Source organism: Pseudomonas sp. DWP2-2 (assembly GCF_049897065.1).
GTDB classification, from domain to species: domain Bacteria; phylum Pseudomonadota; class Gammaproteobacteria; order Pseudomonadales; family Pseudomonadaceae; genus Aquipseudomonas; species Aquipseudomonas paracarnis.
Map to the genome: position 1 here is coordinate 169093 of NZ_JAFCVN010000003.1, position 15432 is coordinate 184524.

A 15432-nucleotide genomic window follows, 5' to 3' on the forward strand; every position below is an offset into this window, starting at 1 on the left:
AGCTGCCTGGGTGCATACCGTAAAGTGATGGCCATTTCGTCAGGAGTGAATACCGTGAGTGAGCGTTCCAGTCATTGGCAATTGCAGACCATCGTCAGCCAGCTGCGCGGCGCCCGCGACCAGTGGCGAACGCGCAATGGGCGCTTGAGTGGCGAGCATGGTGGCCGCGAGTTGCCGTCCCGCGAGGCGGTGGCACAGATTCTTGAGGCCTTGTGCGGCGCCCTGTTTCCGATGCGCCTGGGCCCTGCGGACTTGCGCGAAGAAAGCGAAGACTTCTACGTGGGCCATACCCTCGACGTCGCGCTCAACGCCTTGCTCGCCCAGGCGCGCCTGGAGTTGCGCTATGCCGCGCGCCAGAGCGGTGAGGACGACAGCGAAGTCAACGCCCACGCCATTCGCCTGATCCAGGATTTCGCGCTGGCGTTGCCATCCTTGCGCAGCCTGCTGGACACCGACGTACTGGCCGCCTACCACGGCGACCCGGCCGCACGCAGTGTGGATGAGGTGCTGTTGTGCTACCCGGGCATCCTGGCGGTGATCCATCATCGCCTGGCCCACCACCTGTACCGCGCCGGCCTGCCGCTGCTGGCGCGGATCAGTGCGGAAATCGCCCACTCGGCCACCGGTATTGATATCCACCCCGGCGCACAGATCGGCCCGAGTTTCTTTATCGACCACGGCACAGGCGTGGTGATTGGCGAGACCGCGATCATCGGCGAGCGCGTGCGCATCTACCAGGCCGTGACATTGGGCGCCAAACGCTTTCCGGCGGATGAAGATGGGCAATTGCAGAAAGGCCACCCGCGTCACCCTATTGTTGAAGATGATGTGGTGATTTACGCCGGGGCGACGATCCTGGGGCGGATCACCATTGGCCAGGGTTCGACCATCGGCGGCAATGTGTGGCTGACCCGCAGCGTGCCGGCCGGGGCGAATATCACCCAGGCGAACTTGCAGCATGATGATGGGGCGCAGAAGTAATACCTGAGTCAAACGCCGGTCAGTGTGGGAGCTGGCTTGCCTGCGATAGCGGTGTATCAGTCAACAGATGGGTGGCTGACCCAGCGCTATCGCAGGCAAGCCAGCTCCCACATTTCGTATGTATTTCACCGTCGGGTTGCTGAACGATTCGTCTCCTCCACGCGTCATACCAATCCCTGAGCTAGTGTAGGAAACACCTACCACTCAGCCCTGCGATTAGTCCAAGACCGCCTATTCATGTTTAACTTGAACGTTCGTTCAAGTTAAACCGGTGGTTCGCTGCCCGCTCACAACAGGAGGCTTACCTTTGCTGAGTCCGTTTTTTACAGCCATATCCCGCAACCTTGAGGTGCATCGTTCATGAGTGCATCGTCCACCCCTTCCAGCGGCATGGTGCGCATGAATGCGCCCGTTTTCTACTTTGCCGCCACCGTCATCCTGCTGTTCGGCATCACGGTCATCGCTATCCCGCAACAGGCCGGTGCCTGGCTGCTGGCGGCGCAAAACTGGGCGGCCAACACGGTCGGCTGGTACTACATGCTGGCGATGACGCTGTATCTGGTCTTCGTGGTGGTCACCGCGCTATCGGGCTACGGCAAGATAAAACTCGGTGCCGACCACGACGAGCCCGAATTCAGTTACCTGTCCTGGGCCGGCATGTTGTTCGCCGCCGGGATCAGCATCACGCTGTTTTTCTTTTGCGTCTCGGAGCCGTTGACGCACTTGGTGCAGCCGCCCCAGGGCGAAGCAATGAACGCCGATGCGGCGCGCCAGGCCATGCAGGTGTTGTTCCTGCACTGGGGCCTGCATGGCTGGGGCGTGTTCGCGTTTGTCGGCATGGCCCTGGCGTATTTCGCCTACCGGCATAACCTGCCGCTGGCGTTGCGCTCGGCGCTGTACCCGCTGATCGGCAAGCGCATCAATGGCCCTATCGGTTACGCCGTGGATGGCTTTGGCATCATTGCCACGGTGTTCGGCCTGGGCGCCGACATGGGCTTTGGCGTACTGCACCTCAACTCTGGCCTGGACTACCTGTTTGGCATTGCCCATACCCAGTGGATCCAGGTGGGCCTGATCACCCTGATGATGGGCGCGGCGATCATCGTGGCCGTGGCCGGCGTCGACAAGGGCGTGCGGGTGATGTCCGACATCAACATGCTGCTGGCCTGTGCGCTGCTGCTGTTCGTGTTGTTCGCCGGGCCTACCCAGCACCTGCTCAACACCTTGATCCAGAACATCGGTGACTATCTGGGGGCGCTGCCCACCAAGAGTTTTGATGTGTACGCCTACAACAAGCCGAGCGACTGGCTGGGCGGCTGGACGGTGTTCTACTGGGCCTGGTGGATCGCATGGTCGCCGTTCGTGGGCCTGTTTATCGCGCGCATTTCCCGTGGTCGTACCATCCGCGAGTTCGTGTTTGGCGTGCTGCTGATTCCACTGGGCTTCACCCTGGCGTGGATGTCGATCTTCGGTAACAGCGCCATCGACCAGGTGCTCAACCATGGCATGGCTGCACTGGGCCAGTCGGCGATAGATGACCCATCGATGAGCCTCTACCTGCTGCTGGAAACCTACCCGTGGAGCAAGACGGTGATCGCGGTCACGGTGTTCATCAGCTTTGTGTTCTTCGTGACCTCGGCTGACTCCGGCACTGTGGTGCTGTCCACCCTCTCGTCCAAAGGCGGCAACGCGGATGAAGACGGGCCGAAGTGGCTGCGTGTGTTCTGGGGCGCGATGACCGCCCTGGTCACCAGTGCCTTGCTGTTCGCCGGCAGTATCGACTCGCTCAAGTCTGCGGTGGTACTGACCTCGCTGCCCTTCTCGCTGATCCTGCTGCTGATGATGTGGGGGCTGCACAAGGCGTTCTACCTGGAGTCGCAAAAGCAGATCGCGCAGTTGCATTCCCTGGCACCGATCTCCGCTTCGCGCAAAGGCCGAGGCGGCTGGCGCCAGCGTTTGAGCCAGGCGGTGCATTTCCCATCCCGCGATGAGGTATACCGTTTCCTCGACACCACGGTGCGCCCGGCGATTGAAGAAGTGACCGCAGTGTTTGTCGAGAAGGGCCTTACGGTGGTGACCCAGCCCGACCCGTCCAACGACAGCGTCAGCCTCGAAATCGGCCATGGCGAAGAACGTCCGTTCATCTACCAGGTGCAGATGCGTGGCTATTTCACACCGTCGTTCGCCTTGGGCGGCATTGGCAAGAAAGAGATCAACAACCGCCGCTACTATCGGGCCGAAGTGCACTTGAGTGAGGGCAGCCAGGACTATGACCTGGTGGGCTACACCAAGGAGCAGATCATCAATGACATCCTCGACCAGTACGAGCGCCATCTGCAGTTCTTGCACATGGTGCGCTGATAGCGTTCCTCTCAAGTAGGTCTTTGCTGTAAAAGGAAGAGGCAGACTTAAGCGATTCAGCTGCTTAAAAGGCCCGGGAATATGCCTATTCCCGGGCCTTATTTGCCCTAGATCAAGAGAGGATTCGATGACGTACATTGCTGCCGAAAACCGCTATGAATCTATTCCTTATCGCCGCGTAGGCCGCAGTGGATTGGTGCTACCAGCCCTGTCCCTGGGGTTGTGGCACAACTTTGGTGACAGCACCCCGATCGACACCCAGCGCGCATTGCTGCGCACGGCGTTCGACCTGGGTATCAACCACTTCGACCTGGCCAACAACTACGGCCCGCCTTACGGCAGCGCCGAGATCAACTTCGGCCGGTTGCTGCGTGAAGACTTCAAGCACTACCGCGACGAATTGATCATTTCCAGCAAAGCCGGTTGGGACATGTGGCCCGGTCCTTACGGCCAGGGTGGCGGTTCGCGTAAATACGTATTGGCGAGCCTGGACCAGAGCCTGCAACGCCTTGGCGTCGATTATGTGGATATTTTCTACTCGCACCGTTTCGACCCCGACACGCCCCTGGAAGAGACCGCCAGCGCCCTGGCCACCGCCGTGCAGCAAGGCAAGGCGTTGTACATCGGTATCTCGTCTTACTCCGGGGTTAAAACCCGCGAAATCGCAGCGTTGCTCAACGAGTGGAAAGTGCCGTTGTTGATCCACCAGCCGGCCTACAACCTGCTCAACCGTTGGGTGGAAAAAGACCTGCTGGACACCACTGAAGAACTCGGCGCCGGGGTGATCGCCTTCACGCCGCTGGCCCAGGGTTTGTTGACCGATAAATACCTCAACGGGGTACCGGCCGATGCGCGGGTCAATCGTCCGGGTGGTGGCTCGTTGCAGGCCCAGCACCTGTCCGAAGCCAACATCGCCCATGTACGCGGCCTGAACGAAATCGCCAAGCGCCGTGGCCAGAGCCTGGCCCAGTTGGCGCTGGCGTGGACGTTACGTGATCCACGGGTAACCAGTGCGCTGATCGGCGCAAGCCGGCCGGAGCAGATTATCGAGAACGTCGGGGCGTTGAAGAACTTGAGCTTCAGTGCAGAAGAACTGGCGGAGATTGATCGGTTTGCGCAGGAAGGTGGGATCAACCTGTGGGAAAAGCCATCCACCGCTGAATAACCTTATACCACTGGGTGATCGTTCCCACGCTCTGCGTGGGAATGCTGCCCCGGACGCTCGGCGTCCGCTTTAAAGTCGTGACGCAGAGCGTCACAGGAGGCGTTCCCACGCAGAGCGTGGGAACGATCTGTCGCCAAGCGTCAGAACGGCACATCCCCAAGAATCGTCGCCCGGTGCATCACCCGCCGCTGCGGCCGGTAGTCATCCACAGCGTAATGCTGGGTGACGCGGTTATCCCAGAACGCCACATCATTTTCCTGCCAGCGCCAGCGGATGGTGAATTCCGGGCGGGTGGCGTGGGCGAACAGCAGCTTGAGAATGGCCTCGCTTTCGGCCGGTTCCAGTTCATTTATTCGGGTGGTGAAGCCGTCGCTGACGAACAGCGATTTACGTCCACTCACCGGATGCGTGCGCACGACTGGGTGCGATAGCGGCGGGTTTTTCTTGCGGGTTGCCTCCCAGCGCACCAGGTCCTCGGCGGTGTTGCCAAAGCGCTCCAGCGGGAACGACTTGGTGAAGTCGTGTGTGGCGGTGAGGCCATCGAGCAAGCGCTTTAGCGGTTCAGACAGTGCTTCATAAGCCGCAATCCCACTGGCCCACAAGGTATCGCCGCCGAACGCGGGCAACAGCTTGGCGCTGAGCACTGCGCCCAGAGCAGGCGTGGGCAGGAACGTCACGTCGGTATGCCACACCGCGTTATCACGCACATCCGTGACGGCGGTGTCGAGGATCAGCACTTCGGGCTGTTCCGGCACGTTGGGGTAGATCGGGTGGATGTGCAGGTCGCCAAAGTTTGCCGCGAACCGTGCCTGTTGCGCAGGGGTGATCGGCTGGTCACGGAAGAACAGCACCGAATAGTCGAGCAACGCCTGTTCAATGGCGTCGCGCTGTTCGGGATTCAGCGGCTGGGTGATATCGACGCCGCCGATCTGGGCGCCCAGGGCGGAGCTTAATGGGGTAACGGTCAGGCTGCTCATTGTGGGTTCTTCACTCAGTGTGCCTGGCCATGCCAGGGCACTAATTTACGCTGCAGGGCGCGCAGGCCCATTTCCATGGCGAAGGCGATCAGGGCGATGACCAGGATGCCCAGCACCACCACATCAGTGACCAGAAACTGCGCCGCCGACTGCACCATGAACCCCAGGCCGCTGGTGGCGGCAATCAACTCGGCCGCCACCAAGGTCGACCAGCCCACGCCCAGGCCGATGCGCACACCGGTGAGGATATCGGGCAGGGCGCTGGGCAGGATCACATGGCGAATCAGTTGCGCGCGGGTGGCGCCCAATGACTGCGCCGCGCGCAATTTGGCCGGGTCGACGGTGCGCACCCCAGTGGCGGTGGCGATGGCAATCGGGGCGAAGATAGCGAGGTAGATCAGCAGCACCTTGGACAGCTCGCCAATGCCGCACCAGATCACGATCAACGGCAGGTAGGCCAGGGGCGGAATCGGCCGGTAGAACTCGATCAGCGGATCGAGAATGCCACGGGCGATACGGTTGGCACCGATGGCGATCCCCACCGGCACGGCGGTCAGTACTGCAAAGCCCAGGCCCAGGCCGATGCGACTGAGGCTCGCGCCCAGGTGCTGCCACAAAGTGGAATCCATGTAGCCGGTGGTTGCCAGCAGCCAGCCTTTTTGCAACACGGCGGACGGTGGCGGCAGGAACAAAGGTTCGATCAAACCGGTGGCGGTCACCGCCCACCACAGGGCCAGCAAGGCCGCCAGGGTCAGCAGGCTGATCCAGCGCGTGCTCAGGCGACGGCGCAGCGGGATCACGGGATGTGTCGCAGGCTCGGTGGCCGTGGCGGGAAGTTCGTAGCTGCTCATGCGTACACCTGCCGTTGGGAGAACACTTTGCCCAGCACATGTTCACGGGTTTCGATAAAGCGCGGGTCGGACTTGATTGCGCGGGCTGATTCGCCGGCGGCGTAACGTTGGCCGAAATCCAGCTGCAAGCGTTCGACGATCTGGCCGGGGTTGGGCGCCAGCAAGATCAAGTCGGTGGCCAGAAACACCGCTTCTTCGATGTCGTGGGTAATCAGGAATACCGGCTTGGCCGTGCGCCGCCACACTTGCAGCAGCAACTCCTGCATCTGTTCACGGGTGAAGGCATCCAGGGCGCCGAAGGGTTCGTCCATCAGCAGTACACGCGGGTCGGCCGCCAGCGCACGCGCCAGGCCGACGCGTTGCTTCTGGCCACCGGAGAGTTGCCAGATGCGGCGGTTGTCGAAACCGGCCAGGTCCACCAGCGCGAGCATTTCACGCGCCCGCACGTCGCGCTGCGCCTTGGGCACGCCGGCCAGTTCCAGGCCGAAAGCCACATTGGCCAGCACGTCCTGCCAGGGCAGCAGGGCATCGTCCTGGAACACCACGCCGCGCTCGGCGCTGGGGCCTTTGACCGGCACGCCATCGAGGGTGATACGCCCGGCAGACGGTTCGACGAAGCCGGCAATCAGGTTCAACAACGAGGTCTTGCCGCTGCCGGACGGGCCCAGGGCGACCAGCAATTGCTGGGGCCCAAGCTCCAGTGAAATATCGGACAGTACCGGTTCCGGGGCGCCTGGGTACTGTGCGCTGATGCGCTCCAGTTGTAGCAAGGCCATCGCAGTGAACTCCTGGGTCAGTTGGTAATGAACTTGGCGCTGACATAAGGGGCGTAGTCGGGCAGCACGGCCTCGACCTTGCCTTGCTCCTTGAGGAACGCAGCGGTGTCGGTGACGGCCTTGGTGGTCGGTGCGCCCAGCAGGGTGACTTGGTCGGCGGCCAACGGGTAGACGTTGCCTTGCAGCAGCAAGGGGATGTCGCTGGCCTTGGCGCCGGAGAGTTTCACCAGTTTGTCGACGTTGCCGGAATCGGCGAGCCAGGCTTGTGGGTCTTTGCGGTAGGCGGCGTAGGCATCCAGAGTGACCTTGGCGAAGGCGGTGACGATCTCTGGGTGCTTCTCGGCGAAGTCCTTGCGCACGATCCAGGCATCGAACGTCGGCGCGCCGAACTTGGCCAGCTCCCCGGAGGTGATCAGCACCTTGCCGGTTTCCTTGGCCACGCCCAGGGCTGGGTCCCAGACATAGGTGGCGTCGATATCACCGCGCTTCCAGGCGGCAATGATGGCCGGCGGGGCGAGGTTGAGAATGGTGACTTTGGCCGGGTCGATGTTCCAGTGTTTAAGGGCGGCGAGCAGGCTGTAGTGGCCGGTGGAAACGAAGGGCACGGCGATTTTTTTGCCGACCAGGTCCTGAGGGCTGTTGATCCCCGAACCGTTACGCGCCACCAGGGCTTCGGCGCCGCCGATCTGGGTGGCGACGAGGAAGGTTTGCACCGGGACTTTACGGGTTATCGCGGCGGTGAGCGGGCTGGAACCGAGGTAGCCGATCTGCACGTCGCCGGACGCGATGGCGGCGATGATGTCGGCGCCATTGTCGAATTTGCGCCAGTCGATCTTGGCGTTGGTGGCTTTTTCATAGGCGCCGTCGGCTTGGGCGACTTTGGCCGGGTCCACGGTGGTCTGATACGCAATGGTCACGTCCGCCGCCTGGGCAAACAGGCTGGCACCGGCCAGGGACAATGCGGCCAACAGGCGCAGAGGGGTCAGCAGTTTCAAAGGGAAGCTCCTCAATCAGGCGGCCGAGGGTCGGCGTGAGAGGAGACTAAATGATCTAAGAATTCGAAAATAAATAACTTTTTCGAATTAGCTTATGAGAGTAAATGGCGAAGCCTGTTTTCAGGCTGGCAGAATAATGTGGGAGCTGGCTTGCCTGCGATAGCGGTGTATCAGTCAACAGGTGGGTTGCTGACCCACCGCTATCGCAGGCAAGCCAGCTCCCACAGGGGGAGCGAGCCTTAGGTTAGTTGCTGATGGCGAGGATGCTTGCCTGGTACGAACCGACAAACACATCGAAATCGCCTACTTCGTTCTGCTCCAGCTCTGCCTGTTGCGCCAGCGACGCACGGGCCAGTTCTTCAAAGTGCGCTTGTTCCTCAGGCGCCAAAGGTTCTTTGCGGAAGTATTCGGCATGGACTTCGCTTTGATGCAGGGAGAACTGCGCAAAGCTTTCCTTGCGCTCAGCCATGGCTGCCAATACCTGAGCCGACGGCGTCAGGGATGGGTCCTTGACCTTGGCCAACTGGGCGTCCAATGCCTCGCTGTGCTCGGTGATGTCATGGCTCTGATCGAGCAGGGCGGCCAGCGGGGCAATCTTCTCCAGCAACTCGGCCGCCCACTCCTTCATGTCCACCGGCTGGCCGTCACGCTGCAATTGCAGGCCCGGACGGCGGCCTTCCTTGACCACGCTGAGGAAGTTGGAGGTGGCGTTGCCGCACTCGTTGTTGGCGAACAGTGGGCTGTCGTTCAGCGCGCAGTACAGCAGGAATGCGTCGAGGAACCGCGACTCTGGCAGGTCGATACCCATCGGCAGGAACGGGTTGATGTCCAGGCAGCGTACTTCGATGTACTGGATGCCGCGCGCCATCAACGCCTGGATCGGCCGCTCGCCGGTGTAGGTCACGCGCTTGGGACGGATGTTGGAGTAGTACTCGTTTTCGATTTGCAGGATGTTGGTATTGAGCTGCACCCACTCGCCATCCTTGTGCGTGCCGACTTCTACATAGGGCGCGTAGGGTGTTGCCACCGCTTCGCGCAGGCTGTCGGTGTAGCTGGCCAAATCGTTGTAGCACGGCGTCAGGCCGGCCTGGGCGTTGCTCTGGTACCCCAGGTCGCTCATGCGCAGGCTGGTGGCGTAGGGCAGGTACAGCGTGTCGGCGTCGAGGACTTCAAGCTGATGCGAGCGTCCGCGCAGGAAGCCGGCATCCAGGGCTGGCGAGGCACCGAACAGGTACATCAACAGCCAGCTGTAACGACGGAAATTACGGATCAGCGCGATGTAGGCCGTGGATTGATAGTCACGGTCGGTGCCGACAAACCCTTCTGTTTCCTTGAGCAACGGCCACAACGCTTCCGGCAGGGAAAAATTGTAGTGGATGCCGGCGATGCACTGCATGGTCTTGCCGTAACGCAGGGCCAGGCCCTTGCGGTACACGTACTTGAGCTGGCCGATGTTGGAGGTGCCGTAGTAGGCAATCGGAATATCTTCCTCGGCCGGCAACGGGCACGGCATCGAGGGGCTCCACAGGTATTCGCTGCCCAGCTTGGTGTAGGCAAAGCGATGGATCTTGTCCAGGCTGCTCAGAGTATCGGCCGGGTTCGGCAGGGCAGGGGTGATGAACTCCAGCAGCGATTCCGAGTAGTCGGTGGTGATCTGTTCATTGGTCAGCGCGGCGCCCAGGGCTTCGGGGTGCGGCGTTTGCGCCAGTCGACCTTCGTTGGTGACGCGCAGGCATTCGCGCTCGATGCCGTGCAAGCATTGCTCTAGCAGGGAGAGGTGTTCGCGCTTGCCGAGCAGGGCCAGGCGGCGGTTGAGAAGTTCGCTCAAGTTGGATTCCTTCACGCGTCAGTCGCCCCAATATGGGGGTGGGCAGGACGGTCTACAAGGGTGAAGTTGAAACTGGCGTGATCGCCTGGTTTTGAGTCGATTTGACCCGCTCTGAATCTGCCGACTTCACTCCATGAATTGGGCTACAGCGCAGCGAGAAAATTCCGACGCTGTTATCGCAGCGCCGAAATTAACTCAAATCGGGGGTGGGGAGCTATAGGACAGCGAACGTGCCCTGTGCTTTTGCGACAAGTCTTTCGCTCTGATACACGTCGGCCTCGACCACCAGGGTGCGGCGACCGGCGTGGATCACCCGGCTGGTGCACAGCACCTCACCGTCTTCCACAGCGCGAATATAGTTGATCTTGCATTCGATGGTGGCGCTCTGCTGGTCGAAACCATGGGCGCTGGAACAGGCCAGGCCCATGGTTATATCCACCAGGCTGAAAATCGCCCCGCCATGGAGCTTGCCCGCGCGGTTGCGCAGGTGCGGCTCCAGGGTCAGGGCCACCTCGGCAACGCCCTCTTCCAGGCGTTGCAGGCGGCAGCCGATCAGTTCGCTGAATGCGCTCTGGGTCAAACCGGCCGGAATTTCCATCAGCGCTTCTTCAACTGTTTAGCGTTGGCAAACAGCGACGCCATGGCGTTGTTGCTTGGCGCGGCGGTGGTGGTTTCCTTGCGCGGGGCGTTGTTCTGCGACTGGCGCGGCGCCGAACCGGGGCGAGCGCCACGGGCACCATCGATTTTCTCGCCGGGGGTATCGCTCATGCGCATCGACAGGCCGACGCGTTTGCGTGGGATGTCGACTTCCATGACCTTGACCTTGACCACGTCACCGGCTTTCACCGCTTCACGTGGGTCCTTGATGAACTTCTCCGAAAGCGCGGAGATATGCACCAAACCGTCCTGATGCACGCCGATGTCCACGAACGCGCCGAAGTTGGTCACGTTGGTCACCACGCCTTCTAGGATCATGCCCGGTTGCAGGTCCTTGAGGTCTTCGACACCGTCCTGGAACTCGGCGGTCTTGAACTCCGGGCGCGGGTCGCGACCCGGTTTCTCCAGTTCTTGCAGGATATCGGTGATGGTCGGCACACCGAAGGTTTCGTCGGTGTACTTCTTCGGGTCCAGGCGCTTGAGGAACGCGGCATCACCAATCAACGAACGGATATCGCGGTCGGTTTCGGCGGCAATGCGTTGCACCAGCGGGTAGGCCTCCGGGTGAACTGCCGAGGCGTCCAGGGGGTTATCGCCGTTCATGACGCGCAGGAAGCCGGCCGCTTGTTCAAAGGTTTTTTCACCCAGGCGTGCGACTTTTTTCAGCGCAGCACGGGTTTTGAACGCGCCATTTTCGTCGCGATGGCTGACGATGTTCTGCGCCAGGGTCGCGTTAAGGCCCGAGATTCGCGCCAGCAGTGCCACCGAAGCGGTGTTCACGTCTACGCCCACGGCGTTTACGCAGTCTTCCACCACCGCATCCAGGCCGCGTGCCAGCTTCAGTTGCGACACGTCGTGCTGGTACTGGCCGACGCCGATGGATTTAGGGTCGATCTTCACCAGTTCGGCCAGCGGGTCTTGCAGGCGACGAGCGATGGACACTGCGCCACGGATCGACACGTCGAGGTCCGGGAATTCCTTGGAGGCCAGCTCCGACGCCGAGTACACCGAAGCGCCTGCTTCGGAGACCATGACCTTGGTCATCTTCATGGCTGGGTATTTTTTGATCAGCTCGGCGGCCAGCTTGTCGGTTTCGCGGCTGGCGGTGCCGTTGCCGATGGCGATCAGGTCCACCGCGTGCTTGGCGCACAAGGCGGCCAGGATCGCCAGGGTCTGGTCCCACTTGTTGTGCGGTACGTGTGGGTACACGGTAGCGTGGTCCAGCAACTTGCCGGTGGCGTCGACCACCGCGACCTTGCAACCGGTGCGCAGGCCCGGGTCGAGGCCCAGGGTGGCACGCGGGCCAGCCGGTGCGGCCAACAGCAGGTCGTGCAGGTTATGGGCGAACACGTTGATCGCTTCGGTTTCGGCGCCGTCGCGCAATTCGCCCAGCAGGTCGGTTTCCAGGTGGGTGTAGAGCTTGACCTTCCAGGTCCAGCGCACCACTTCGCCCAGCCACTTGTCTGCGGGGCGGTTCTGGTTCTGGATGCCGAATTGTTGACCGATCATGCCTTCGCACGGGTGCATGGTGCCCGGCAGCTCGTCACCGACTTTCAGCGCGGAGCTGAGAATGCCTTCGTTACGGCCGCGGAAAATCGCCAGGGCGCGGTGGGACGGCATGCTTTTGAGCGGCTCGTCGTGTTCGAAGTAGTCGCGGAACTTGGCGCCTTCTTCCTCTTTGCCGGCGATGACGCGGGCGCTGAGGATGGCTTCCTGCTTGAGGTAGGTACGCAGTTTTTCCAGGAGGCTGGCGTTTTCGGCGAAGCGCTCCATCAGGATGTACTTGGCGCCTTCGAGGGCGGCCTTGACGTCGGCGACGCCTTTTTCCGCGTCGATGAAGCGCGCGGCTTCGGTTTCCGGGGTCAACGATGGGTCGTTGAACAAGCCATCGGCCAAATCACCCAGGCCGGCTTCCAGGGCGATCTGGCCCTTTGTACGACGTTTCTGTTTGTACGGCAGGTAAAGGTCTTCGAGGCGGGTCTTGGTGTCCGCGAGTTTGATGTCGCGTTCCAGTTGCGGGGTCAACTTGCCCTGTTCCTCGATGCTGGCGAGGATGCTGATACGCCGTTCGTCGAGTTCTCGCAGGTAGCGCAGGCGCTCTTCCAGGTGCCGCAGCTGGGTGTCGTCGAGGCTGCCGGTTACTTCTTTTCGGTAACGGGCGATGAAGGGCACCGTGGAGCCTTCATCCAGTAGAGCGACGGCCGCTTCGACCTGTTGTGGGCGTACGCCGAGTTCCTCGGCGATGCGGCTGTTGATGCTGTCCATAAAACCACCTGAAATTCTTAAAATCAGCGCGCCGGCCCGTAAAAACAAGGCTCGGCGAGGCTGGTTGAGCGGCCCGACTGGCGCCGCTGCCTGGGTCAAGAGGCTGGCTATTGACCCTCGAAATCGAAAAAGTCACGACAAGCGGGTAAAAAAAGCCCGGCAGCAAACGGTAACGATCTGACGTTGCCCTGCACGGAGGCGCCGCATTATAACCAGCGTTCCGCCCTTGGGGGCTACTGCGCCGCAGCTTGTAGGGCGCGGGTTCGCTGGCAGTAGATGAAAAATCTGCTAACAATGCACACGGTGCGTATAACGGCAGCTACGCCATAATGCGCGCCGAGATAAGAGGAGCATCCAATGAGCAGCACCGCACAAACTGCTGAAGGCGAAAAAATTCTCATCGTTGATGACGATCCGGGGCTGAGCAGCCTGCTGGAGCGTTTTTTCAACTCCAAGGGCTATCGTGCCCGCGCGGTGCCGAACACCGAACAGATGGATCGTCTGTTAGGGCGTGAAGTTTTCAACCTGGTCGTACTCGACCTGATGTTGCCCGGTGAAGACGGCCTCACCGCCTGCAAGCGCCTGCGCGGTGCGAACAATCAGATCCCGATCATCATGCTCACCGCCAAGGGCGATGAACTGAGCCGCATCAAGGGGCTGGAGCTGGGCGCTGATGACTATCTGGCCAAGCCGTTCAACCCCGATGAGCTGATGGCGCGGGTCAAGGCCGTGTTGCGTCGCCAGGCACCGGCGGTACCGGGTGCACCGGGCAGCGAAGACGAAAGCGTCACCTTTGGCGATTACGAATTGTCGCTGGCCACCCGTGAGCTCAAGCGCGGTGAAGAAGTGCACATGCTCACCACCGGCGAATTCGCAGTGCTCAAGGCCCTGGTGATGAACGCTCGCCAGCCGCTGACCCGTGACAAGCTGATGAACCTGGCCCGTGGCCGGGAATGGGACGCCCTCGAGCGCTCCATCGACGTGCAGATTTCCCGATTGCGCCGGATGATCGAGCCAGACCCGTCCAAGCCGCGGTATATCCAGACGGTGTGGGGTGTGGGTTATGTGTTTGTGCCGGATGGCACCGCAACCAAGTGACCGATGATTTGCAGGGGCGGGTATCCTGGCGTTTGACTCCATGAGGGTCGACGGGATGCCCGGCGTCTGCAATTCTGCGAGCGCCGCTCGTTCCTGCAAGGTGTGCAGCTTTCATCTATGAAAACCCCGCTGTGGTTCCCACAAAGTTTCTTCTCCCGCACCCTCTGGCTGGTGCTTATTGTCGTTCTGTTTTCCAAGGCGCTCACGCTGGTTTATCTGTTGATGAACGAAGACGTGCTGGTGGACCGGCAGTACAGCCATGGTGTCGCCCTGACGTTGCGTGGTTATTGGGCGGTAGACCCTGAGAACCGCGAAAAAGTAGCCAAGGCGTCGACGCTGACGCGGGTTGACGGCGCAGGTGTGCCTGAAGGCGAGCAGCATTGGCCTTACAGCGAGATCTACCAGCGCCAGATGCAGGCCGAGTTGGGTGCCGACACCGAGGTGCGGCTGCGTATGCATGTTTCGCCTGCGCTGTGGGTGCGAGCGCCAAGCCTGGGGGATGCCTGGATCAAGGTTCCGCTTTATCCGCACCCGCTGAGGGGGCAAAAAATCTGGAACGTGTTGGGCTGGTTCCTGGCCATTGGCTTGCTTTCAACGGCGTCCGCGTGGATTTTCGTCCGCCAGCTCAACCAACCCCTCAAGCGCCTGGTGTTTGCCGCTCGCCAACTGGGCCAGGGGCGCAGTGTGCGCTTGCCGGTCAGCGACACGCCCAGTGAGATGACCGAGGTGTACGGCGCCTTCAACCAGATGGCAGAAGATGTCGAACAGGCCGGGCGCGAACGCGAGTTGATGCTGGCGGGGGTGTCCCATGACTTGCGCACGCCACTGACGCGATTACGGTTGTCCCTGGAGTTGATGGGGGACCATACCGACCTCACCGATGACATGGTGCGCGACATCGAGGACATGGACGCTATTCTGGACCAGTTCCTGGCGTTCATCCGTGACGGGCGGGATGAAGTGGTCGAGGAGGTCGACCTCACCGACCTCGTGCGTGAGGTGGTTGCGCCCTATAACCAGAATGGTGAGCAGGTGCGCACGCGCCTGGAGCCGATCCAGCCGTTCGCATTACGCCGGGTGTCGATGAAGCGCCTGCTGAACAACTTGATTGGCAACGCCTTGCACCATGCCGGTTCCGATGTGGAAGTGGCGGCGTACGTTTCTGGCGACAGTGCCGCGCCTTACGTGGTGCTGAGCGTGATGGACCGTGGCACAGGAATCGACCCGGCTGAGCTGGAGGGTATCTTCAACCCCTTCACCCGTGGTGACCGCGCCCGAGGAGGCAAGGGCACCGGGTTGGGGTTGGCGATTGTGCGGCGGATTGCGTCGATGCATGGCGGCAATGTCGAGTTGCGCAACCGTGAAGGCGGCGGGTTGGAAGCGCGGGTGCGGCTGCCGCTGGGGTTGATGCTGCCTCGAGACGCTGTCTAACAAGCAATATGAATGCAAATGTGGGAGCTGGCTTGCCTGCGATAGCG

12 protein-coding genes are annotated in these 15432 nt (G+C 61.4%); 5 read left to right on the forward strand and 7 right to left on the reverse strand.

Annotated elements, in window-relative coordinates:
• The first annotated feature begins 54 nt into the window (after window positions 1–54).
• The 3 genes from epsC to mgrA all read left to right on the forward strand — a co-directional run bounded on the left by epsC (window position 55) and on the right by mgrA (window position 4507).
• Window positions 55–981: a serine O-acetyltransferase EpsC gene (epsC, locus tag ACP7CZ_RS08270; protein WP_014716464.1), complete on the forward strand. Its 927-nt coding sequence runs from the start codon at window positions 55–57 to the stop codon at window positions 979–981.
• 399 nt (window positions 982–1380) lie between these two features.
• Entirely contained in the window at window positions 1381–3342 is a 1962-nt protein-coding gene (gene betT, locus ACP7CZ_RS08275) for a choline transporter BetT (RefSeq protein WP_167514232.1), read from the forward strand.
• A 127-nt stretch (window positions 3343–3469) separates the two neighbouring features.
• Window positions 3470–4507 (forward strand): L-glyceraldehyde 3-phosphate reductase, encoded by a 1038-nt coding sequence (mgrA, locus tag ACP7CZ_RS08280; RefSeq protein WP_034125489.1) that lies wholly within the window; start codon window positions 3470–3472, stop codon window positions 4505–4507.
• 140 nt (window positions 4508–4647) lie between these two features.
• Here mgrA and tauD read toward each other — a convergent pair whose 3' ends face one another.
• The 7 genes from tauD to ACP7CZ_RS08315 all read right to left on the reverse strand — a co-directional run bounded on the left by tauD (window position 4648) and on the right by ACP7CZ_RS08315 (window position 12856).
• Window positions 4648–5484, reverse strand: coding sequence for a taurine dioxygenase (tauD, locus tag ACP7CZ_RS08285; protein ID WP_105225401.1), 837 nt, complete (start codon window positions 5482–5484; stop codon window positions 4648–4650).
• Window positions 5485–5498: 14 nt separating this feature from the next.
• A complete protein-coding gene (gene tauC, locus ACP7CZ_RS08290; protein ID WP_054896656.1) occupies window positions 5499–6335 on the reverse strand; it encodes a taurine ABC transporter permease TauC in 837 nt (278 codons plus the stop codon).
• Complete coding sequence (gene tauB / locus ACP7CZ_RS08295) at window positions 6332–7111, reverse strand: taurine ABC transporter ATP-binding subunit (RefSeq protein WP_054896655.1); 780 nt, start codon at window positions 7109–7111, stop codon at window positions 6332–6334. Before tauB ends, tauC begins: the two co-directional genes overlap by 4 nt.
• Window positions 7112–7128: 17 nt before the next feature.
• Window positions 7129–8106 (reverse strand): taurine ABC transporter substrate-binding protein, encoded by a 978-nt coding sequence (gene tauA / locus ACP7CZ_RS08300; RefSeq protein WP_034125493.1) that lies wholly within the window; start codon window positions 8104–8106, stop codon window positions 7129–7131.
• 244 nt (window positions 8107–8350) lie between these two features.
• Window positions 8351–9934, reverse strand: coding sequence for a glutamate--cysteine ligase (gene gshA, locus ACP7CZ_RS08305; protein WP_054896654.1), 1584 nt, complete (start codon window positions 9932–9934; stop codon window positions 8351–8353).
• A gap of 214 nt (window positions 9935–10148) precedes the next feature.
• Window positions 10149–10532, reverse strand: a complete 384-nt coding sequence (locus ACP7CZ_RS08310; RefSeq protein ID WP_052199927.1) for a PaaI family thioesterase — start codon at window positions 10530–10532, stop codon at window positions 10149–10151.
• Window positions 10532–12856 (reverse strand): Tex family protein, encoded by a 2325-nt coding sequence (locus ACP7CZ_RS08315; protein WP_054896653.1) that lies wholly within the window; start codon window positions 12854–12856, stop codon window positions 10532–10534. Before ACP7CZ_RS08315 ends, ACP7CZ_RS08310 begins: the two co-directional genes overlap by 1 nt.
• 357 nt (window positions 12857–13213) lie before the next feature.
• Between ACP7CZ_RS08315 and ompR the strand changes: the two genes are divergently transcribed.
• Complete coding sequence (gene ompR / locus ACP7CZ_RS08320; protein WP_003187669.1) at window positions 13214–13954, forward strand: two-component system response regulator OmpR; 741 nt, start codon at window positions 13214–13216, stop codon at window positions 13952–13954.
• 117 nt (window positions 13955–14071) lie between these two features.
• Window positions 14072–15385 (forward strand): ATP-binding protein, encoded by a 1314-nt coding sequence (locus tag ACP7CZ_RS08325; RefSeq protein ID WP_003187671.1) that lies wholly within the window; start codon window positions 14072–14074, stop codon window positions 15383–15385.
• Window positions 15386–15432: the final 47 nt, after the last annotated feature.